This window comes from Porcincola intestinalis, assembly GCF_009696445.1.
GTDB classification, from domain to species: domain Bacteria; phylum Bacillota; class Clostridia; order Lachnospirales; family Lachnospiraceae; genus Porcincola; species Porcincola intestinalis.
In genome coordinates this window covers 15,867-36,030 of the sequence record NZ_VULZ01000007.1, presented here as the reverse complement: position 1 = coordinate 36,030, position 20,164 = coordinate 15,867, and the positions used below count along the sequence as shown (strand labels likewise).

General features: G+C 44.4%; 22 protein-coding genes and 1 pseudogene. 17 read left to right on the top strand and 6 right to left on the bottom strand.

What is annotated here, in order from left to right:
- Nucleotides 1–82 precede the first annotated feature (82 nt).
- The 5 genes from FYJ35_RS07680 to FYJ35_RS07660 all read left to right on the top strand — a co-directional run bounded on the left by FYJ35_RS07680 (nt 83) and on the right by FYJ35_RS07660 (nt 3,473).
- Nucleotides 83–997 carry a helix-turn-helix transcriptional regulator gene (locus FYJ35_RS07680; protein ID WP_154525228.1) on the top strand — a complete coding sequence of 305 codons (915 nt, stop codon included), beginning with the start codon at nt 83–85 and terminating at the stop codon, nt 995–997.
- Nucleotides 997–1,416 (top strand): VOC family protein, encoded by a 420-nt coding sequence (locus tag FYJ35_RS07675; protein WP_154525226.1) that lies wholly within the window; start codon nt 997–999, stop codon nt 1,414–1,416. Before FYJ35_RS07680 ends, FYJ35_RS07675 begins: the two co-directional genes overlap by 1 nt.
- Nucleotides 1,417–1,494: 78 nt before the next feature.
- The gene (locus tag FYJ35_RS07670) at nt 1,495–2,373 is read left to right on the top strand and encodes an SPL family radical SAM protein (protein ID WP_154525224.1); all 879 of its coding nucleotides are present in this window, start codon (nt 1,495–1,497) and stop codon (nt 2,371–2,373) included.
- A 17-nt stretch (nt 2,374–2,390) separates the two neighbouring features.
- The gene (locus FYJ35_RS07665) at nt 2,391–3,137 is read left to right on the top strand and encodes an N-acetyltransferase (RefSeq protein ID WP_154525222.1); all 747 of its coding nucleotides are present in this window, start codon (nt 2,391–2,393) and stop codon (nt 3,135–3,137) included.
- Between the two features lie 9 nt (nt 3,138–3,146).
- Nucleotides 3,147–3,473, top strand: coding sequence for a TfoX/Sxy family protein (locus tag FYJ35_RS07660; protein WP_074782445.1), 327 nt, complete (start codon nt 3,147–3,149; stop codon nt 3,471–3,473).
- A gap of 282 nt (nt 3,474–3,755) precedes the next feature.
- On the opposite strand, the gene FYJ35_RS07655 is transcribed toward FYJ35_RS07660, so the two are convergent.
- From FYJ35_RS07655 to FYJ35_RS07645, 3 genes are read right to left on the bottom strand one after another with little or no spacing between them, the layout of a single operon-like run.
- Nucleotides 3,756–4,376, bottom strand: coding sequence for a sigma-70 family RNA polymerase sigma factor (locus FYJ35_RS07655; protein ID WP_154525220.1), 621 nt, complete (start codon nt 4,374–4,376; stop codon nt 3,756–3,758).
- Nucleotides 4,366–5,199, bottom strand: a complete 834-nt coding sequence (locus FYJ35_RS07650) for a helix-turn-helix domain-containing protein (RefSeq protein WP_154525218.1) — start codon at nt 5,197–5,199, stop codon at nt 4,366–4,368. The genes FYJ35_RS07655 and FYJ35_RS07650 overlap by 11 nt, the downstream gene beginning before the upstream one ends.
- A 9-nt stretch (nt 5,200–5,208) precedes the next feature.
- Entirely contained in the window at nt 5,209–6,390 is a 1,182-nt protein-coding gene (locus FYJ35_RS07645; protein ID WP_154525216.1) for an ATP-binding protein, read from the bottom strand.
- Nucleotides 6,391–6,710: 320 nt separating this feature from the next.
- Here FYJ35_RS07645 and FYJ35_RS07640 point away from each other — a divergent pair, with 320 nt between their 5' ends.
- From FYJ35_RS07640 to FYJ35_RS07590, 11 genes and pseudogenes are all read left to right on the top strand, one after another.
- The gene (locus FYJ35_RS07640) at nt 6,711–7,346 is read left to right on the top strand and encodes a CHC2 zinc finger domain-containing protein (RefSeq protein WP_154525214.1); all 636 of its coding nucleotides are present in this window, start codon (nt 6,711–6,713) and stop codon (nt 7,344–7,346) included.
- A complete protein-coding gene (locus FYJ35_RS07635; RefSeq protein ID WP_154525212.1) occupies nt 7,318–8,640 on the top strand; it encodes a DNA primase family protein in 1,323 nt (440 codons plus the stop codon). Before FYJ35_RS07640 ends, FYJ35_RS07635 begins: the two co-directional genes overlap by 29 nt.
- Before the next feature lie 127 nt (nt 8,641–8,767).
- Entirely contained in the window at nt 8,768–9,763 is a 996-nt protein-coding gene (gene mobV / locus FYJ35_RS07630) for a MobV family relaxase (RefSeq protein WP_154525210.1), read from the top strand.
- Nucleotides 9,750–9,932: a hypothetical protein gene (locus FYJ35_RS07625; RefSeq protein ID WP_154525208.1), complete on the top strand. Its 183-nt coding sequence runs from the start codon at nt 9,750–9,752 to the stop codon at nt 9,930–9,932. Before mobV ends, FYJ35_RS07625 begins: the two co-directional genes overlap by 14 nt.
- A 181-nt stretch (nt 9,933–10,113) precedes the next feature.
- Nucleotides 10,114–11,232 (top strand): RES domain-containing protein, encoded by a 1,119-nt coding sequence (locus FYJ35_RS07620; RefSeq protein ID WP_205839765.1) that lies wholly within the window; start codon nt 10,114–10,116, stop codon nt 11,230–11,232.
- A gap of 80 nt (nt 11,233–11,312) precedes the next feature.
- Nucleotides 11,313–13,100: a recombinase family protein gene (locus FYJ35_RS07615; protein WP_154525204.1), complete on the top strand. Its 1,788-nt coding sequence runs from the start codon at nt 11,313–11,315 to the stop codon at nt 13,098–13,100.
- 171 nt (nt 13,101–13,271) lie between these two features.
- Nucleotides 13,272–13,400, top strand: a pseudogene (locus FYJ35_RS15215) (SymE family type I addiction module toxin); the annotation flags it as partial.
- A 129-nt stretch (nt 13,401–13,529) separates the two neighbouring features.
- Nucleotides 13,530–14,441 (top strand): ParB N-terminal domain-containing protein, encoded by a 912-nt coding sequence (locus FYJ35_RS07605; protein WP_328597064.1) that lies wholly within the window; start codon nt 13,530–13,532, stop codon nt 14,439–14,441.
- Entirely contained in the window at nt 14,428–14,706 is a 279-nt protein-coding gene (locus FYJ35_RS07600) for a hypothetical protein (RefSeq protein ID WP_154525202.1), read from the top strand. Before FYJ35_RS07605 ends, FYJ35_RS07600 begins: the two co-directional genes overlap by 14 nt.
- Before the next feature lie 64 nt (nt 14,707–14,770).
- On the top strand, nt 14,771–16,882 hold the full coding sequence (locus tag FYJ35_RS07595; RefSeq protein ID WP_154525200.1) for an N-6 DNA methylase: 2,112 nt from the start codon (nt 14,771–14,773) through the stop codon (nt 16,880–16,882).
- Complete coding sequence (locus FYJ35_RS07590; protein WP_154525198.1) at nt 16,882–17,961, top strand: hypothetical protein; 1,080 nt, start codon at nt 16,882–16,884, stop codon at nt 17,959–17,961. The genes FYJ35_RS07595 and FYJ35_RS07590 overlap by 1 nt, the downstream gene beginning before the upstream one ends.
- On the opposite strand, the gene FYJ35_RS07585 is transcribed toward FYJ35_RS07590, so the two are convergent.
- From FYJ35_RS07585 to FYJ35_RS07575, 3 genes are read right to left on the bottom strand one after another with little or no spacing between them, the layout of a single operon-like run.
- Complete coding sequence (locus FYJ35_RS07585; RefSeq protein WP_154525196.1) at nt 17,942–18,283, bottom strand: hypothetical protein; 342 nt, start codon at nt 18,281–18,283, stop codon at nt 17,942–17,944. The two genes, FYJ35_RS07590 and FYJ35_RS07585, sit on opposite strands and share 20 nt — an antisense overlap.
- 10 nt (nt 18,284–18,293) lie before the next feature.
- A complete protein-coding gene (locus tag FYJ35_RS07580; protein WP_154525194.1) occupies nt 18,294–18,944 on the bottom strand; it encodes a DNA-3-methyladenine glycosylase family protein in 651 nt (216 codons plus the stop codon).
- 11 nt (nt 18,945–18,955) lie between these two features.
- The gene (locus FYJ35_RS07575; protein ID WP_154525192.1) at nt 18,956–19,165 is read right to left on the bottom strand and encodes a helix-turn-helix domain-containing protein; all 210 of its coding nucleotides are present in this window, start codon (nt 19,163–19,165) and stop codon (nt 18,956–18,958) included.
- Between the two features lie 191 nt (nt 19,166–19,356).
- Between FYJ35_RS07575 and FYJ35_RS07570 the strand changes: the two genes are divergently transcribed.
- The gene (locus FYJ35_RS07570) at nt 19,357–20,154 is read left to right on the top strand and encodes a DUF5986 family protein (protein ID WP_235906458.1); all 798 of its coding nucleotides are present in this window, start codon (nt 19,357–19,359) and stop codon (nt 20,152–20,154) included.
- Nucleotides 20,155–20,164: the final 10 nt, after the last annotated feature.

The following is a 20,164-nucleotide window of genomic DNA, read 5'->3' as shown; positions in this document are numbered from 1 at the left end:
TGTATATCAAAACTGATATAATAAACATGACATATAGATGTCGTGTTTAACTTGCTACAATATGTATTGGGTGTGAGAGATTATGAAGATAGACAGGCTGATCGGGATATTGTCAATCTTACTGCAGGAAGAAAAGACAACGGCTCCTGAACTGGCGGAAAGGTTTGAGGTATCACGCAGGACAATAAACCGGGATATTGAAGATCTTTGTAAAGCGGGAATTCCTATAAGGACTGCTCAGGGAACCGGCGGCGGTATCAGCATTATGGATGGATACCGTATGGACAGGACGATTCTGACTTCCAAGGATATGCAAGTGATCCTTGCAGGACTGCGGAGCCTGGACAGTGTGAGCGGAAGCCAGTACTATAGTCAGCTGATGGAAAAGATTCAAACCGGATCATCTGAGTTCATCAGTGGCAGGGATTCCATGCTAATAGATCTTTCCTCATGGTATAAGGGCTCTCTCGCTCCGAAGATTGAAGTAATCCAGGGCGCAATAGAAAACAGGCACCTTATAGAATTTAAGTATTACGCACCATCCGGAGAGAGTAACAGAAGGATAGAGCCGTATTATCTGGTTTTCCAATGGTCAAATTGGTATGTATGGGGATGGTGCTTAGACCGCAAAGATTACAGGCTGTTCAAGTTGAATCGCATGGATCGTGTTGGAGAAACGGATAAGGAATTTGCTTGCCGAAATGTACCTATGCCGGATCTGTCGAATGAAAAGATCTTTCCGGGTGGTATAAAAGTAAAGGCTCTTTTTACACCGGATATGAAGTGGCGGCTAGTTGAAGAATTCGGACCGCACTGCTTTACGGAAGCCGATGACGGAAGGCTGCTCTTTTCGGCAGATTATACAGATATGGAAAACCTTGTGACATGGCTTATGACATTTGGAGCAAAGGCAGAGGTGTTAGAGCCTGTAGAAGCGCGGAATATTATCCGCAGGAATGCCGAAGAAACATTAAAAATCTATGGAGGATTAGCTTAATGAGATTAGATGGCTTTGGATTGTTTGTTGAGGACATGGCAAAGATGATTCGCTTTTACAGAGATGTTCTCGGATTTGAAATCAAGGAAGAAGAGAATACTTCTAATGTTTATCTTGTAAAGGACGGAACACTTTTTCTGCTTTACGGCAGAAAGGATTTTGAGAAGATGACAAGCCGGCGATATGAGTATATCAAGGGGCTGAACGGTCATTTTGAAATGGCGTTGTATGTGGATACATTCGAAGAGGTGGATGAGGCTTACAAGAAAGCCGTTGAAAATGGTGCGACATCTGTGTTGGAGCCGGAGCTTGAGCCATGGGGACAGAGAACCTGTTATATCGCTGACCCGGAAGGAAATCTGATTGAGATCGGTTCCTGGAATAAACCTTATGAAGAGAAGGATTTGACGGAGAGTTAAAAAAGCATGGCGTTTGATTATAAGAAGGAATACAAAGAATTATATATCCGATAAAAATAAAAGGAGATCAAATGTAATATGCATTTTGTGGATGCGAAAGGACTGCTTACCGGGAGCGGTGGTCACTATGGAATGAATATATACAGAGGATGTTCCCACGGCTGTATTTATTGTGACAGTCGCAGTCGGTGTTATCAATTTACGCATCCTTTTGAAGATATAGAAGTCAAGCAGAATGCGCCGGAACTTTTAGAGTCGGCTCTTCGCTCAAAAAGAAAAAAGGGTATAATCGGAACCGGTGCAATGTCAGATCCGTATATGCATTGTGAAGAAAAGTTGCGGCTGACAAGGAAGTGTCTTGAAATCATACTGCAATATGGTTTCGGTGCCGCGATACAGACGAAATCGGATCGTATCCTTCAGGATATCGATTTGCTGGAGGAGATAAATCGTTCCGCGAAATGTGTGGTGCAGATGACGCTCACGACATGGGATGATGACTTGTGCCAGGTACTGGAACCGAATGTCTGTAATACAAAGCGGCGGGTAGAAGTTCTGGAAGAAATGCAGAAAAGGGGAATTCCTACTGTAGTTTGGCTGACTCCGATCCTGCCGTTCATCAATGATACGGAAGAAAATATTACATCTATCCTGCATGCGTGTGTTCAGGTCGGCGTCAAAGGGATTATAGATTTTGGAATGGGACTGACACTCAGGGAAGGTGACCGGGAATATTATTATGCTGCGCTGGACAAGCATTTTCCGGGGATGCAGGAACGCTACATCAAACGATATGGAAACGCGTATGAACTGCCAAGTCCCCAAGCCGGGGAACTGACTAAGATATTTCAAAGGATCTGTAAGGCAAACGGGATTCTGTCAAGTCCGGAGGATTGTTTCCGGTTTATGAATGACCTGCCGGAGAAATACCCGCAGATGAGTATATTTGACCTGTAAAGAGAGAGGCTGAACATATGGAGTATATCAGAGTTACAATGGATAATCTGGAAAAAGAGCATATCTGCTGTGCCATTTCCAATAATAAGGATGTACAGGTTTCTTCTAAGAAGGCTTGGCTGGCTGACAGGTTTGATGAAGGACTTGTTTTCCTGAAGAGCGTGGAGCGCGGAAAGTGCTTTATTGAGTATATTCCGGCAGAGAATGCATGGGTTCCGATCAATGCTGACGGATATATGTATATCGACTGTCTGTGGGTATCCGGTTCATTCAAGGGGCATGGATACTCTACAGACTTACTGAACGCCTGTATCGAAGACAGTAAAGAAAAGGGGAAGAAAGGACTGTGTATACTGACAGCGGCTAAGAAGAAGCCGTTCCTTGCCGATCCTAAGTTCCTGAAATATAAAGGGTTTACCGTATGTGATGAGGCAGATAATGGGATTCAGTTGTGGTACTTGCCCTTTGGGAAGGAAGCAGACAAGCCTGAGTTCAGGGAATGTGCAAAGTATTCTCACATAGAAGAAAAAGGATATGTTCTGTATTACACCAGTCAGTGCCCGTTCAATGCAAAGTATGTTCCGGTTCTGGAGCAGACCGCTAAAGAGAATAACATACCCTTCCATGCAATTCATATTGAAAGCAGAGAGGAAGCACAGAACGCGCCGACTCCGATCACAAACTACGCGCTGTTTTATGACGGAGAATATATTACGAATGAGCAGATGAACGATAAGAAGTTCCTGAAGCTTGTGAATTCATAGGAGGCTCAGATGGCATCAACAAAAGAGTATCTGGACTTTGTTCTGGAACAATTATCAGAATTGGATGAAGTCAGCAGCCGGGCGATGATGGGGGAATATATTCTCTATTATCGCGGAAAGGTGTTTGGCGGAATATACGATGACCGGCTTTTGGTAAAGCCGGTTTCGGTGGCGGTGCAGCTGATTCCGTATGCAGAGTTGGAATTGCCTTATGACGGGGCGAAGGAGATGATTCTGGTTGATGATGTGGATAATCGGGAGTTCTTGTGTGAGCTGGTTCGGAATATGTGGGAAGAACTACCGGAGAAGAAAAGGAAAAATCCAAAGAAATCTTAGGTTTCGTGGCAGAGGATTCCAAAGGGGACAGCGTCCCTTTTGGCACACGACTTTGCTTGCAAAGTCTAGTGTGTTATACCTTTATGAAGCAGACCGAATACGGAAATGATGAGTGCCCGGTTGAAGCACGATTCATTTCCGTATTTTTTCTGTGCGAAAGGCTGATCCCGCAGAGGGAGAATCTTGAGCAAAGAAAAGGTACAGGCGAAGTGACGTATGTCACGGAACCTGTACCGGCACGGTCTGCGGAATAGAGGTATATCAAAAAAACGAAAGGAACGATTATTGCCCGGGGAGCGCGCGGCGGACATTCTTTAATGCGCCTTTTTCCGTATGCCTTGCCCGGCTCAGGCTGAGATGAAAATGCGCTGCGGTTTCGCTTTGATCATGAAGAACATAATCGAGAAAACCAAAGCGGTAATGGAGATAGGCCCGTTCACGATCAGAGATTTCTCCAAGGGCATTTCTGACTTCTGTGATCGTCTCTTTTCTGATAAAGAGCTGCTCGGGATTTTTATTGCAATCGTCCGGGAGGATATCTGCGTAAGTTACATTTGCTTCGGAATCAAATCCCGGCGGCGGGGCATCTAGACTGAGAATGCTGCCGGAAGCCGGAATCGCAGATGCGCATTTCCGCACATAATCGAGCATCGCGTTTTCTGCGGTTTTCTGCGCATAGGTCAGCAACAGATTTCCGGTTTCCTGGTCATAGGTCTTAATAGCCCGGAGCACTCCAATCAGGGCTTCCTGCACCAGGTCATCCGTTTCGAGCAGGATGCCGGAATAACGCTTTTGGATATTTGCGGCGGTGATCCGAATGAGCGGCAGAACATTTTCAATCAGGGCTGCTTCGGCAGCTTTATCCCCTTCCCTGGCGAGAGAACAGAGCTGCTCATTCGTCATGGGTGGAGTTCCTCATTTCATCTAGTACTGTTTTGAATGCAGAACCCAGGCCCTGCAGAGCATCTTCGGGAATATCCGCGATCGAAACTGCCCGCATGACTGCTCCGGTCAGATCTTCAGCGGTTATTCTTCTGAGGTCAAGAGAGTCCTGACCCTTGGAAAGTTCTTCACGTAAGCGCTGCAATACCTGTGCTGTGACTGCATTACTATCTGCAGCAATTGTTTCACCCTGCTCTTTGATATCCCTGACAATCAACATGAAAAGATTCTGAATAGCAGTTGTATCTGCGTTGATCACCGGCATGTGGACATCTCTGAGGTCAGCTGCAAGCTGAGTGGCAGCACCAGCACTGTCCGGGACGGATTCAGCCTGTTCCAGAAGAAGGGAATTGATAAAAGTGAGCTGTTGGTTCATGGCAGCGATACCGGATCTCACGATTTCTTTTTGATAGCGAGCCAGCAAAGCAAGGAGCTGGGGGAAATGAGGATTTTCCAGAAGCAGGTTCAGAACACGGGAATCCAGTCTGCCTGTGTAAAGAAGCTTTGCGGCTTCCACGGATATCCCCAGTTCTTCAATATCATAGTTCTTCCGATCCGGGATGTCCGTCTCTCCCAGAAGGAAGTCTGTGGATACATTAAAGTGCTTTGCAATCTTAATGATATACCCGTCACCGAGCATCTCCGTCTGGCCTTTCAGGTAGCGGCTGAGCGCACTTTCAGAAAGGCCGATGATGCCTGCCAGCTCGGCCTGGGTGATGCTGCTGTCTTTGATTAAGTCCTGGATGCGCTGCCGCGTATCGCCGGGAAGATATGCTCCTGACATAGTGTCTCCTTATAGTTCATTCATGAAAACAAAATCTTTAAATTGAATATGCCTGACGGTGCTCGTACTGTAGTCGATATCGTCGTTGGTAATTACAATCTTCTGGCACGAATTATCAAGTTTGGCAAAAGCTCCAAACTCGCGCTCATAAGCCTTTTCTTCGGTTACAGAATAGGCAACCTGGATATAGTATTGCTTGTTACCCTTATTGGCCACAAAATCGATTTCATGAGCTCCGTCATTATATACCTGGAGAGTATAGCCCATGTAGATCAATTCGTTGTATACGATGTTTTCAAAGTTATGTGTTAAATCGTAACGGTTATTCATGACACGGATCGAGTTTAACGCAACGTCTTCATCATAAACCTTCAGGTAATACTCCAATTCACGTTTCGACTTGGCTGAGTATTTTTTGACTGTCGCAATGGCGTATGCTTCTTCCAGGTAACCGATATACTTTGTGATCGTCGTCACTGAGCATGGGAGACCTGCACCCTTCATATATTTTTCCACGGATCTCGCGGAGAGGATTCTTCCATTTGAAAGGAAGACAAAGTTGGCCAGCCGTTTGAAAACCTCAGTTTTCCTGATCTTATAGCGGTTAATGATATCATTCAAAATGATGGTTTCATTCAGCTCATTCAGATAGATTCGCTGGCCGCTCTCGCCGCTGAATTCGATCCTCTTCGGAAAACCTCCCCAGATAATATAATCGGTGAGACTGATTTCTTTGCCGAGTTCTTTCCCGTATTCTGAGAGTTCTTTATATACAAAGGGCCGAATCCGGAAAGGCACATACCTGCCGGAAAGCTCCTTTGTGAACTCCCGGGATAAAAGTTTCGAGTTTGAGCCGCTGATAAAAACGGAGCAGTTTCTGATCCGAAGCGTTCTGCATGCTCCGGCCCACCCCTCTACACGCTGAACCTCGTCAAGGAACACATAGCACAGTGATTCCCTGCGATGGTTTTCAATATAGTCCAACAGTGCCATTTCATCCGGGATTGCATTTAAAACAGCCGTATCTTCAAAATCAAGAAAGATAATATTATCCGACCGTTCTTTGATTTCCTCTATTATCTGCTTTAAAATGACGGATTTTCCACACCGACGAATGCCGGTAATGACCTTGATCAGATCACCATCATAGAATTCGCGGATAGGTTTCATATATTTTTCACGCTTAATCATCTCATATGCCTCCAAAAAGCCAATCTTTTCTACTGGACATTTTACCTTAGAATTCTGTTTTTGTCCATTATTACTGGACAATATTCTTTGCAATCAAAAATTTGTCCAGTAGAGATTTTCTTAACCAGTTCAGTTCCATGACCCTATCATACTCATATATCTGTCCAAATGACTGGACAATGAATTGCGTTTTTGCAATTTCTCTGCTGTTCACTCCTCCCAAATCTCAATATCGCCCAATTTTTCAAGTCCGTCGGTTTTCCTCCGTATAAGACATCAGGATCAAATATCCAAATAAAATCCAAAGGAGGAACCAGACTATGAATCTATTTGAAACTGTAAAGGCAAGTGTGAGCGTACCTGACGCGGCAAAGATGTACGGGCTGCAGCCAAATCACCATGACATGGTTAGGTGCCCGTTCCATGATGACCGGCATCCCAGCCTGAAGCTGAATGAAGATTACTTCTACTGTTTCGGCTGCGGGGCCACCGGGGATGTGATCGATCTGACAGGGAGACTCTTCGTTCTAAGCCCCTATGAAGCGGCGAGGAAGCTGGCTGTGGACTTTGGGATCGATCCGGACAAGCCTTCACCCGCAGCGGCATTTGCAAAACCTAAGCACCCGATGATCAGTGCGTTTCGTGATGACGAACGATACTGTCAGAGGGTGCTTTGTGATTATCTGCACCTTCTGGAGGACTGGAAGGTGCGGTATGCGCCCAAAAGTATGGACGAAGACTTTGATGACCGGTTTGTGGAAGCCTGCCAGATGCTCGATTACATTGAATATCTGGCAGACATCCTGACAGTGGGGACTCTGGAGCAACGGACAGTGACAGTAAAGGATCTGATGAAGGACGGAATGATCGGCGGACTGGAGGAAAAGGTCCGCCGTGACTGCACAAAGGAAAGGGGGATAACAGAGTATGGCGAGAACGAACGTATTGCCGGCTGATGCACCGGCATGGGTCACAAAGGACAGGCAGATCAATGAATTGATTTATTCCTGCAGCTTTCTGTCGGTACATCCCATGAAATGTATTCACGGAAGGTTTTTTACAGTGGACGGTCTTGTGCCTGATGAAGGCGGCCTGAAACAGATCATCTTTGATGATATCAGTGAATGGAAGGAAAGCGGCGTGGCCAGGAAAGTGGACGACCTGCTGAAAACGATCAAGCTCATGGCTTATTCGGAGGACATCCCCCTGCACTATGACCGGATCCATGTGGCAAACGGCACCTGGTATCTGGATGGTCGTTTCATCGGGGAAAAGGAATACTGCCGCAACCGGCTGACGGTCGATTACAACCCGGATGCAGACATGCCGGTTGTCTGGCTGAGATTCCTTTCGGAACTTCTGATACCGGAGGATATCCTGACACTGCAGGAATATATGGGGTACTGCCTGATCCCGACTACCAAAGCACAGAAGATGTTGATGCTGATCGGTAAAGGCGGTGAAGGCAAGTCCCGCATTGGCCTTGTCATGAGATCTCTTCTTGGAATCAATATGAATACCACCAGTATCCAGAAGGTTGAAAAAAATGACTTTGCCCGGGCGGATCTGGAAGACCGGCTTCTTATGGTGGATGACGACATGGATATGAGCGCACTGACCAAAACGAACTATATCAAATCGATCGTCACTTCCGAATGTCAGATGGATGTCGAAAGAAAGCATGAGCAGAGCTATCAGACACTCCTTTATGTCCGGTTTCTTTGTTTCGGGAATGGTGCCCTCACCGCACTCCACGACCGGTCTGACGGATTCTTTCGCCGGCAGATCGTGATCACGACGAAGGACAAACCGGCGGATCGTGTCGATGACCCCTACCTGATGGACAAACTGGCTGCTGAAAAAGAGGGAATTTTCCTGTGGTGTCTGGAAGGCCTGCAGCGTCTTATTGCTAATGACTATCGTTTCACCATTAGCGAACGGTCAAAAGCGAATATTGCCGCCATTGTAAAGGATGCCAACAACATTCCGGAGTTCCTGACTTCCGAAGGATATCTCACTTTCCATGAGGACAGTAAAGCGGCGACAAGCGATCTGTACGCGGCGTACAAAGAATGGTGCGAGGATAATGCGGAGAACGCGCTGTCCATGAAGAGTTTTGCCAACTATCTTTCTCATTATTCAGGGACTCATCACCTGACACCTGATAACAACATTTATAGAGGGAAAGGCAAACGCTGCCGGGGATATCGCGGCGTAGAGATCATCGATCACAACAATCCGTTTTTATAAAACAGCGCAAAAGCTGTGTGCGTGCGTACAAGCGTACACTGAGTAATCATCCATCAAATGTACGCATGTACGTACGAACGCAAAAAATGAAGACTTTTATTACGTGGAAAAACGCAGGGAGGACACTATGGGAGCACAATATGCGATTATGAGATTTGCGAAATATAAGGGTCCTGAGATCAGCGGGATCGAGGCCCACAATGAGAGAACAAAAGAGAAGTATGCAAGTAATCCGGACGTGGATATCAGCCGGAGCCACCTGAACTTTCATCTGGTGGAGCCGTCTGGGCGGTACCGGGCAGAGGCTGAACGGCAGATTACTGCTGCCGGGTGCCGGACACGGACAGACAGCGTAAGGCTTGTGGAGATGCTGGTGACTGCCAGCCCGGAGTTCTTTAAGGGCAAGAAGCAGGAGGAGATTCGGATCTTCTTCCAGACGGCGCTGGACTTTATCAAACAAAAACAGAATCCGGATACGATTATTTCAGCCGTGGTGCATATGGACGAGAAAACGCCCCATATGCACCTTTCTTTTGTCCCGCTGACGGAGGACGGCAGGCTCTGCGCTAAAGAGATCATCGGGAATAAGAAGAAACTGACGCAGTGGCAGGATGCTTTCTGGGAACAGATGGTTAGAAAGTTTCCGGATCTGGAGAGAGGCATGAGTGCCGGCGAGACTGGTCGGGATCACATCCCGCCCCGGATGTTCAAGGAAATGACAAGACTGAACAAACAGCGCGAGAAGCTGGATAAGCTGCTCTCCCAGGTCAGCATGTTCAATGCCAAAGCAAAGGCGGCAGAGATCTGCAGGTATCTGGACAAGTATATCCCGAATGTCGAGCGGATGAGCACCCAGATGAAGAAGTACAAGGGTGCCTTTCAGGATCTGACTGCAGAGAATGAAGCCCTTGTCCGGAAAAATGAGAAATTGGCAGCTGATATTAAGGAGAGCCGGCAGGAAAGTGTTCTGAAGAGGATGGGGGACCTGCAGCTTCGCAGGGACTATGAACAGGCGGTCGCCCTGTTGGAACGGATACCGCCGGAGATACTGGAAATCTATGCGGGACGTCAGCATAGAGACAGAAGCAGAAATCAGAGGAGGAACAGAGATGCCCTGGAATGATGAATGGAGCGGATTGACGGACTTCCTTGCAAATATGATAGAGAAGTACGCCGGGAAGATGGATCTGGACACACTGCCGGATCCGGATAATTATTATAAGCTGAATAGAATCAAAGAAATGTATCGAAAGTATATGCAGCTGAGTGCGCTGGCACGTAAAGCGGTATAAGTACTGGCCGGTTCATTGGTTTATGCATTAGTATTTGACCAATGGACCGGCTGCTTTTTTATTGAAATCAGAGTGCATATATGATAAGATGAACGTGAAAAGTAAGTCCAAACATTTCTTTGAGTATAGGGACTTTAGAATATGCGGTACTGACAAAACGTGTGATTATTCGGAGAAAAATATGAGATTGACATGGTTGAATGATGGCTTTATTTGTAAGGATCTATATGCTCCTTTTACGGTAGAAAAAGATACCGATTATATCACTGATTTAGCTGAGAGATATTCTTTGTTGCTGAATCAAGCTATTAATGCGGGGGCAGACACAGATAGTGTTTTAATAATAAAAAAATATAGGATGAAAATAATAGAAGCGCTAAAGTGCTATTATTGTGCAGATATAGGAAAATGTAATACGATAATAAGGAATTTGTTAAGAGACATCGGTGAACATCCCTTTGCCATATCAGCTCTTAATTCAAGTTATGCATTTCCAGGTGAAATTGGTTCAGAGCTACAATTATTCAGATGTAGGATAGGAAACCCCGCAAATGCTTTTTCAGCAAAAGAGATGCTCCATTTACCACGGTCTCTTAGAGCAAAATCAGGAAATTACAGATTTAGTATCCCAGGAAATCCGAGCTTATATCTTTCAAATTCTTCGTATGGATGCTGGATAGAAACAGGTTTTCCTTCGGATAATGAGTTCAATGTTTCTCCTATATTACTTGATGGAACACAAAAAGTTTTGAATCTGGTACTCTCAGTGAGAGATTTTACACGTTTAAACGAGTTTGAAGGTGAACGAGTCCATATATGGCTAAAACTTCTAATGATAGTTATTGCAACTTCATATAGGATAAATGAGACTAATAGAACATTTAAATCAGAATATATCATTTCTCAAGCAGTAATGATGGCATGTAAAAAAATGGGGTATGACGGCGTGGCATATTATTCGAAGAGAGTATATGATGAAGCCTTTGCTCGCTGTGCAATAAATTTGTCTATATTTGTTAATTATAAAAAAGAGTACTCAGATATAGTCAATCATATAAAAATAGATGACGCTTTTAATTACGCAGTTTATAAAAATTTATTGCCATCGCTAAAATATAAGCAATACGAGCTAAGAACTGTGAGAACTGGATTTATCAATAATATAGGTAGTTATGATCGTCAGTATCCCTATAGAGAAACAGATTTTTATAACTTTGATCAGTTCCTTTTTACAACATGGAGAGATAAACCGAACGGGAAAGCCAAAGAAGTTATTCCGTGGGGGATGTTACTTGATTAAGCCCTACTTTTTGGAATAATCGAGAACATTATTTTTCTTGTAGCGTTTAATGAATGGTATTTTTTTATGAGATATGAATAATGGATAAGTTGAAAGCAAAAGTGTATATTTACACCCGTGTCTCGACCGCGATGCAGATCGATGGGTACTCCCTGGAGGCACAGTGCACCCGTATGCGGGCCTTCGCTGAATTCAATGAGTATGAGATCGCCGGAGAATATGAAGACGCCGGCAAGTCCGGAAAATCCATAGAAGGCCGGGATGAATTCAACCGAATGATGGAGGATATCAAGACCGGGAAGGATGATGTTTCCTTTGTGCTGGTCTTTAAACTGTCGCGCTTTGGGCGGAATGCTGCCGATGTCCTTTCCACACTGCAGACCATGCAGGATTTCGGAGTTAATCTGATCTGCGTGGAAGATGGCATTGATTCCTCAAAGGACGCCGGTAAGCTGATGATCTCGGTCTTATCGGCAGTGGCGGAGATCGAGCGTGAGAATATCCGTGTCCAAACCATGGAAGGACGGATTCAGAAAGCAAGAGATGGAAAGTGGAACGGCGGCTTCCCTCCATACGGCTACAGTCTTAAGGACGGCGTATTGGAGATCAATGAGGAGGAAGCCCTTGCAATCCGTACTATTTTTGAACAGTGGGTCTCCACGGATATCGGTGCGAACGGTCTTGCCAAATATCTGGAGAACCATGGAATCCGTAAAATTCCCAGACACAACGGGAAGAATCCTCTGTTTGATGCGGCACTGATCCGCAATATCATTAAGAACCCGGTATATTGCGGGAAGATCGCCTATGGCCGCCGGAAGACGGAGAAGGTTCACGGTACCCGTAATGAGTACAAGCTGGTCGAACAGGATGATTATCTTGTGGTTGATGGTCTGCATGAGGGCATTGTGCCTGAAGAAATGTGGAATCAGGCCCAGGTCAAGATGATCGCTCAGGCAAAGAAATACGAGCATGTGAATAAGGCCAAGGATACCAGGGCACACCTGCTTTCAGGACTGGTGAAGTGTCCGATCTGCGGAGCCGGCATGTATGGCAACAAGAGCATCAAGCACCGCAAAGACGGTACAAAGTATAAGGATTTCTTTTACTATGGCTGCAAGCACAGAACGATGACCAGAGGCCATAAGTGTGATTATAAAAAGCAGATCAATGAAGATGTTCTGGATGCGGCCGTAGTGGAAGTGATCACAAAACTGGTGGCCAATCCCCGGTTCGCATCCATGATGCAGGAGAAGATCAATATGAAGGTGGACACCACCGTCATTGATCAGGAGATCACGGCTCTGGAAAAACAGCTGAAACAGTCCTATGCCGTAAAGCGGAAAACACTGGAGGAGATTGAGGCGCTGGATCCGGACGGTAGACACTATAATCGCCTGAAAGCAGACCTGGATGACCGTCTGTACCGGATGTATGATAAAATCGATGACCAGGAGCAGAGTCTCATAGAGGCGAAGGCGAAAAAGCAATCCATCGAATCCGAAAAGATCACCGGGGACAACATCTATAAAATCCTGATTTACTTTGATAAGTTCTATTCACTGATGAATGAGGAGGAACGGCGTAAGCTGATGGAGTCGCTTATTGAGGAGATCCAGATCTGCGAAGAGCGCCAGCCAAACGGTCAATGGCTGAAGTCGATCACCTTCCGTCTGCCAATCATCGAGAAGGATATGATAATATCCGTTGGAGATGGTTTGGACAGTGAACAACATGTAGAAACGGTGTGCCTCTTGGGCAGACGAAAACCCGATGATACGATAAAAGTTTCCGTCAATATGGACGACTATTATCAGATCAGGGATGCCGAGGAGGTGGAGAAAAAACCCTTCATAAGACCAAAATAGTATATCGAGATAAAAACTTAGCTGTTGATGCGTAAGAAAAGATTACGTATCAACAGCTTATTTTATTTTCAGCCGAGAACGGCAGAAGGGAGAAAATTTATGACAAACGAAGTAAAAACGACAAGGAACCTGAAGGTGATCTGGTAGAGCGGGTACGGGTATCAGGCTACGCCGACTGTGATGCTGAAGGACAAATGGCTCAGCGAGTTCAGTTTTGACATTGGCACGCATGTCAAAGTGGAGTGTGAGGACGGCCGGATCATTATCATGAAAGAAGAAGCGATAGAAGAGACCGTGTAGCCGGTGCTCTGCGTGGCGGAAGGAAAAGCCGGTTATGGCAAAAAGAAATCTGCTTCAAGGCAGAGACGGGAGGGGCGGTGAATCTGAATAAAGACGAGCACGACGATAAGAAAAGCGATTGCAGATGCGGTGGAACTTCTGAAAGAAGAATCACCGAATGCTCCGGGCAATATCGCCGGAGTACAGCTGATACCGATAGAAAAGATCAGAGCATTTAGGGACCACCCCTTTCGCCTGTATGAAGGAGAACGTCTGGATGACATGGTTCAGAGCGTCAGAGATCACGGGATACTGAATCCCGTGATCGTCCGGAAGGTTTACAGCGGGTATGAGATGCTGGCAGGGCATAACAGGATGAACGCGGCACAGATAGCAGGGATGACGGAAGTTCCCGCCATCGTCAAGGCGGATCTGAGCGATGAAGAAGCCTATGTCTATGTGATTGAGACGAATGTGATCCAGAGGTCATTCACAGATTTGACTCCGAGCGAAAAGGCGGCTGTGCTGTCTGCCAGATATGAGAAGGTAATCAGTCAGGGCAGGCGCAATGATATCCTGCAGGAGATCGAAGAGATCGGAACTTGTGGACATGATGTCCACAAGTCGAGAAGCCGGGACGGCATCGGGGAAGAGTGTGGGATGACCGGCAGGAACATCGCCAGATACATGAGGGTGGACAAGCTGATCCGGCCATTCAAGGATCGTCTGGATGCTGGCGAACTGACCCTGACAGCGGCAGTGGAGCTTTCGTATCTGCCCGAAGATGAACAGATCATTGTGGCAGAGAAGGATGCGGCGATAAATGAGAAAACGGCAAAGTCGATCATGGCGGCAGGAGGCGAACTGACAGAAGATAAACTGGAAGAGATCCTGCATCCGGTCAGGGGATCTGCTCAGGCAAAAGCGGTGAGCGTAAAGATACCAGCAGAAGCAGAGGAAAAGTATTTCTCTGGAATGAAGGCGAAGGAACGGACGGATTTGGTCATGAAGGCCCCGGATGCGAGGTTCTCCGGAAAGGAGGCTGCCAATGTTCAGCAGTGAAGACTTGAAATGTCTGGATCCACAGTATTTCTCCATCATAACCACGGATGCTTATGATGTGACGATCATGTCCAGGAATACCGGTCATTACTGGTATCTGCATAATCCGGAGTATCCGGATCAGGGGACGGTGATCATATTCCACAAGCATAAGGCTTCACATCCGTATCACCAGCACGGCAGGGAGAACACCCTGCGACAGGCGGTTCGAAGCATCCGGTCGCATGATCAGTGGCAAATGAACGGTCGTAAAATAAGCGAATGATATAGTTGACGGGCAGGTACGAAAATTATAAAATATGTTTAGTAATGTTAGGAGGTTATAAAACATGTCAACAAAGGTATCTTTAACGGAGGCAGCAACCTTTCTTGGAGTTAGTAAGGCTACATTGCGTAATTGGGATTCTGACGGGAAGTTGCCGGCGATAAGAAATCCGATAAACGGATATAGGCAATATGATCTTGATGATTTGATTGCCATAAAACAAAAGGTACAAGGAGCCAATACCGTGGAGAAAAAGCATCTTACAAGCGTTAAAATTAATGTTTCTGGAAGCAAGGAAGTAAAGCAGGTCGTTAGCAAACTGCATAACATAATTAGAGACAGTGATGCTAATAGTAATATAGTAACTCGTTTTGATGAAATATCAAAGCTATTATTTGTGCGTTTGATGTCTGGGAAAAGTGTTTTTAAGCCAATAAAGAATGAGTCGGAATCAGACTATTATGAACGTATACAAAGAGAATACTCGGAGGCGGTGCAGAAATCTGGAAAAACAATTCCGGAGAGGTTTAGTAAAATTCTGTTAAAAGGGAAAGCGTTACAGTTGTGTGGCGAGGAACTATTCAATACATCCATTGATGAAGGACAAGTGGATATCAAGGGTCTCGCTTATGAGGATACAATTAGAGGTACATTTGATAAAAGTGATAACCAGCAATATTTTACGCCGTATCAAATAGTAGATTTTATGGTAGATGCATTATCAAGATTTATGAATGGAACCGTTTGTGATCCGGCTTGCGGTACGGCAGGTTTTTTAACTAAAGCTCCCGATGATAATGGTATCTGTATTCTCGGATTAGAAGTCGATGAACGATTAGCTTGGGTGTCAACGCTTAATTTACTATTGCACGAAAAGGAGGCATTCAATATCGAATGTTTGGAAAATGGCGGAAGCTTAGGAGAGGCTGCGAGAAAGTATTTTGGAAAGGTTGATGTCATTACAACCAATCCACCCTTTGGTAGTGACTATACGGATCCAGACATATTGAATAATTTTGAGCTGGGAAAAAATAGGACATCCAGAAGGCGGGGTATATTGTTTATTGAGCAGGCGTGGAATCTATTAAAAGAAGGTGGCTATGTTGCAATTATAATCGATCAAGGAGTTCTTAATGCAGCTACAAATTCGGATGTAAGGAAATTTATACTATCACATTTTATGGTGAGAGGAATTATAGATTTGCCTGAAAGTGCATTTTTACCTTATGCAAATGTAAGCTCGTCTATTCTGATTTTACAGAAGCAAATTGGAGAAATCCGACAAGAAAAAACCTTCTTTGCCAAGTCTGACAGCATAGGAAGAAAAACAAACGGTGATGACGATATTGTTTATTCATCAACCGGCAAACCAAGATTGAACAGTGATTTGCCACTAATTTTGGAATGCTGGAATTATTATTTAGATGGCGATTACTCTAAAATGCAGAAGGGATGTTTCGTTGCAGACATTGAAGAATACAAGGAAGAAGACAAGAGCCTCAGAATGGACTATATGTTCCATCATCCTGTTCGTAATGAGAGCCGTGAGCTTTTAAGCAGATCCAAATCTCAACTGGTAACATTGGCGGAATTGTGCGATGAACGGAATCAATCATATATTCCTGCGGCAGATCATCTTGCCACTACTATTTTATTTACTGGATTAGCAAATATAGAATCCAATACAGGGGTAGCCGTTCAAGAATTGACACCAGCGGCATCTATAAAAAGCTCAGTAAAGAGATATGAACCTAATGATATTATCTTTTCTAAGATGAGACCTGCTTTACGTAAAGTGGCAGTGATGAGCACGGATGAAGGTGGATATGTTTCTTCCGAATGTTCTGTGTTTACAGTGAGAATTGATAAAAACGGAGATCCTTTGATTGATCCGGAAATTCTCTCTGCAATTTTGCGCTCTGATTTTGTGTTTGGACAAATAATGCCATATGTAACAGGTATTGGAAGGCCAAGAATTAGCGGAAAGGATTTAAGAAAAATCAGGATACCGTTACCGGATAAGACGTTGCAAAAAAGAGTAAAGGAGAATCTTTACACAAACCGAGAGTGTGAAAAACAGTTACGTGACAAAGCCCAGGCATTACGTGAAGAGGCGGAGGAATTGAGTAAAAGGACACTGAATGATGTCGCTGTTATGATGGCGGGAGGTAGATAATGGACAAAGAAACATTTATTAAAATGCTACATGCGGAGGAAAGACCGGATGTGACTAGTCAGTGGTTACGGAATGAGTATTTTCCAGTAATCATGGAACGATACAATTCTGAAGCTTCTCGGAAGAGGTTTGGTTTATATCAAAATGAGCAGATACCGGCAAATGAGAGAAACCTAACGGATGTCAGGACGAGAATGGGTGTTCTGATTGAGTTTGAATTAGCACGTATTTCCAATGAGCTTTTACCGGAATTAGGGATTACTGATATATTCTGGAGTTATGTTGTGGCGAATAGATTTCCTGATCTTGAAATAAGAGAAAATAGCGGAAATCGGTTATTACGCTTAGAAATAAAAAGCCTGCAATGTATAGCGGAAGAGAAGTCGGCTAATTTCGACACACTTATAAAAGACATTAATCCGAATACCGATTATGTGATTGTCTGCCTTTGGGATTGGGATGATGCAGGAAAAGAAGAGTGTGAGTGGGATTCAGCTCCCAGACTGTATAAAATATATGTCTTTCATGCATATTCTTTGGCGATGCTAAGGGACACTTATTGGCTCAATAAGCCGCCGACAAACTTGGGGAATGGGTATCAAGGTTTTGATATTAGGTATGCGGTTACAGTTTCCGGAGGAACCTATTCTAAGGAACAGGGCAATTATGGAAAACTAACAAGAATCTGGAAGGAAGGCTTTGATTATAGGCCTGTTGAAACACCGGAATTATTGGATACGGAACGTGAATACTTATTGTTTCAGAAAGAAATAGTTCTAAAGGGATTTGAAATTCTTGCGAAACGACAGCTGCGGCAGCTGGGAACTGGTACAATTGATCCACTTATGTATGATGATCAAGATTTGGGATATTTATTGGATCGCAGTGCATATGCGATGAATGTAAGAAAGAATCAAGCCCTGAGGATTGCGGCATATTATAGGCTTTCCAATCTTGTGGTTATGACTGAAAAATATAAGTGTACTGTCTATAAGGAACAAGACGGAGATTTCGAAGAAATCGCCAAGAATGAAAAGCCTAAAAATGTCGTAGATATTATCAATCAGTACGAAAATTGATGCTGTTTTGACAGTAATCGAGCATTTCCTGATTGAACTTTTTCCCTGAAGCATGGTTGATTAATGTGGTTAGATCATCAAGTGAAAAAGTGTCAACATATACGCCTTCTATTGTTTCCAGATCGTATGTGTTGGCGCTTTTTTCTGATATACAAAAATAATAACCGCCCCTTCTTGGATGCCCGTTTTCTGATCTGACACAGAGAGTTATTTGATGATAAGTTGACAATAATGAGGCAATCTGATCAGACGGTATGACATTATCAGTATCGAGAGTTTTGATAGGGTATTGGGGTTGACGGGCTAAATCAAAGTTTGGCATTTTTCCTCCTTCATTTATATAGATGAAAAGTAGTTTTGGTTAATCCATCGTCAAGTGCGCGATATAGGAATCTGGATGCTACCGATGAATATGGTTTCCACTTTTTACATTTCTTTGCTATGCTTGCCGGCGTGCAGTCTCCTGTCTTATAAGCCCACCGATATCCCTGAAGAAAAGCGCCGTCCTCTACAGGAAGTATATCGGGGCGATTAAGCACAAACATTAGATACATTTTTGCTGTCCATGTACCAATCCCGCGAATCTTAGTCATTTCTCGGATAACATCCTTATCAGACATTACGTTGAGGTTATCGAAGGACAGGGTACCAGATTCCAGAGCATTCGTCAGGTTTCGGATATACTCAACTTTAGCATTTGAAGTTCCGGTACTTCGTATCTGTTCATCAGTTAGAGCTGAAATGTTATCTGGATCAACGTTTCCCGCACATAATTCTTCTAATCGAGAGAATATCTTTTGACCGGCCTTTACAGAAAGCATCTGCTCAATAATCTCGTGGATCAGGAAACGGTATGGGGCATCTTCATGCGGTGAGTATGTTATTGGCCCGACCATGCTGATAACCTTAGCTAATCTTTTGTCGCGTGCGCATAGATACTGTATAGAAGCAGTATTCATGTCAAGAGTGATGATTTCTGGCATATACCCTCCATTTACAGGCCGGTAAAGAGTTCACTAAGCGTTACATCCAAGCCATCGGCAATCTTCTTAATGTTTGTTATTGAAATGTTACGCTTGCCTGCTTCAACAGAGGCAAAGTATGTCCGGTCCATCTCTATCTTATGAGCAAACTTTTCTTGGCTCAAGCCAGTTTTGCTGGTTCTGAGTTCACGAATTCGTTTGCCGAGTTCTTCTTGAATCATTTTTCTGTACCTCCGGCTAAACATTATAAAAGTAAACGGAATTTAAAGCAACGGATTATAAGCAACAATTAAACTATATTGGAACAAAATGGACAAAATTACTGGAAACATGCATTCACGATTGACAAATCAAAGAATTTATGTAAAATGAATAATAGAGAATTCTGAAAGGAGAAATCACCTTGAATATTATGGATGAATTTGATGTGATCGATATCCAACCCGAGCTTAGGTTGATTGTAAATGCTCTTGCCAAGGCTATTGGTCTTGATACCAGAAGCTACCTTACAGGGAGCAATATGGACACTAACAATGCGATCATACTTCTCAGGGGGGATTTTATCAACACAAACCTTCGGGATATGGTGGTCGCCATCAATGATAATCTCGAACTGAAACACTTCAAGCGCTTTGTGTGGACAGGAAGTCTTCTGATAGATCGGAAGCATAATATCACAATTACGATTTCTGCCAGACCAACTTTGAACAGAATCAAGGGAGTAAAAGGGAGAAAGAATCCGCATTATCTGCAGTCTATGTGCCATGTGCTTAACGGGGATCTTAAAGCTGAATGCAAGCAGATGACACTTGCGGATATGGAAGGCGTTGATTTTGATCCGCCGTTCGCAGATGAAGTGTATGGAGCTGACTTTGACAGCATCATTGATGCGGCGGCAATCAGCCAAGACGAAGGGTACCGTCATTGCGTTATTGCTTATGAAACCGAGCGGTTGGAGATAAAAAGTCTATCACTTTTAATTCTTGATGCGGATCTGGATGTCGTAAAAGATATTTCGCTAATGGATCTTCTGCAACCTGACTTTAGCACATTGACAGCTGAGGTTGCTGCTGTGGAGGAAGCACCTCAGAAGAGGGATGCCCACAGTCTTGTTAAGGTAAGAAAAGACATCAAGAGTAAGAATTCCAATGAGCCGGACAAAAAGCCGGAAATCTCGACAAAACGTGAGGAGGTTGGGAAACAGGCATAATGTAGTCTGT

What these genes read in the sequence shown, in the direction of transcription:
- FYJ35_RS07680 (WP_154525228.1), top strand. Translation starts at nt 83, where the DNA reads ATGAAGATAGACAGGCTGATCGGGATATTGTCAATCTTACTGCAGGAA.
- FYJ35_RS07675 (WP_154525226.1), top strand. Translation starts at nt 997, where the DNA reads ATGAGATTAGATGGCTTTGGATTGTTTGTTGAGGACATGGCAAAGATG.
- FYJ35_RS07670 (WP_154525224.1), top strand. Translation starts at nt 1,495, where the DNA reads ATGCATTTTGTGGATGCGAAAGGACTGCTTACCGGGAGCGGTGGTCAC.
- FYJ35_RS07665 (WP_154525222.1), top strand. Translation starts at nt 2,391, where the DNA reads ATGGAGTATATCAGAGTTACAATGGATAATCTGGAAAAAGAGCATATC.
- FYJ35_RS07660 (WP_074782445.1), top strand. Translation starts at nt 3,147, where the DNA reads ATGGCATCAACAAAAGAGTATCTGGACTTTGTTCTGGAACAATTATCA.
- FYJ35_RS07655 (WP_154525220.1), bottom strand. Translation starts at nt 4,376, where the DNA reads ATGACGAATGAGCAGCTCTGTTCTCTCGCCAGGGAAGGGGATAAAGCT.
- FYJ35_RS07650 (WP_154525218.1), bottom strand. Translation starts at nt 5,199, where the DNA reads ATGTCAGGAGCATATCTTCCCGGCGATACGCGGCAGCGCATCCAGGAC.
- FYJ35_RS07645 (WP_154525216.1), bottom strand. Translation starts at nt 6,390, where the DNA reads ATGATTAAGCGTGAAAAATATATGAAACCTATCCGCGAATTCTATGAT.
- FYJ35_RS07640 (WP_154525214.1), top strand. Translation starts at nt 6,711, where the DNA reads ATGAATCTATTTGAAACTGTAAAGGCAAGTGTGAGCGTACCTGACGCG.
- FYJ35_RS07635 (WP_154525212.1), top strand. Translation starts at nt 7,318, where the DNA reads ATGGCGAGAACGAACGTATTGCCGGCTGATGCACCGGCATGGGTCACA.
- mobV (WP_154525210.1), top strand. Translation starts at nt 8,768, where the DNA reads ATGGGAGCACAATATGCGATTATGAGATTTGCGAAATATAAGGGTCCT.
- FYJ35_RS07625 (WP_154525208.1), top strand. Translation starts at nt 9,750, where the DNA reads ATGCCCTGGAATGATGAATGGAGCGGATTGACGGACTTCCTTGCAAAT.
- FYJ35_RS07620 (WP_205839765.1), top strand. Translation starts at nt 10,114, where the DNA reads ATGAGATTGACATGGTTGAATGATGGCTTTATTTGTAAGGATCTATAT.
- FYJ35_RS07615 (WP_154525204.1), top strand. Translation starts at nt 11,313, where the DNA reads ATGGATAAGTTGAAAGCAAAAGTGTATATTTACACCCGTGTCTCGACC.
- FYJ35_RS07600 (WP_154525202.1), top strand. Translation starts at nt 14,428, where the DNA reads ATGTTCAGCAGTGAAGACTTGAAATGTCTGGATCCACAGTATTTCTCC.
- FYJ35_RS07595 (WP_154525200.1), top strand. Translation starts at nt 14,771, where the DNA reads ATGTCAACAAAGGTATCTTTAACGGAGGCAGCAACCTTTCTTGGAGTT.
- FYJ35_RS07590 (WP_154525198.1), top strand. Translation starts at nt 16,882, where the DNA reads ATGGACAAAGAAACATTTATTAAAATGCTACATGCGGAGGAAAGACCG.
- FYJ35_RS07585 (WP_154525196.1), bottom strand. Translation starts at nt 18,283, where the DNA reads ATGCCAAACTTTGATTTAGCCCGTCAACCCCAATACCCTATCAAAACT.
- FYJ35_RS07580 (WP_154525194.1), bottom strand. Translation starts at nt 18,944, where the DNA reads ATGCCAGAAATCATCACTCTTGACATGAATACTGCTTCTATACAGTAT.
- FYJ35_RS07575 (WP_154525192.1), bottom strand. Translation starts at nt 19,165, where the DNA reads ATGATTCAAGAAGAACTCGGCAAACGAATTCGTGAACTCAGAACCAGC.
- FYJ35_RS07570 (WP_235906458.1), top strand. Translation starts at nt 19,357, where the DNA reads ATGGATGAATTTGATGTGATCGATATCCAACCCGAGCTTAGGTTGATT.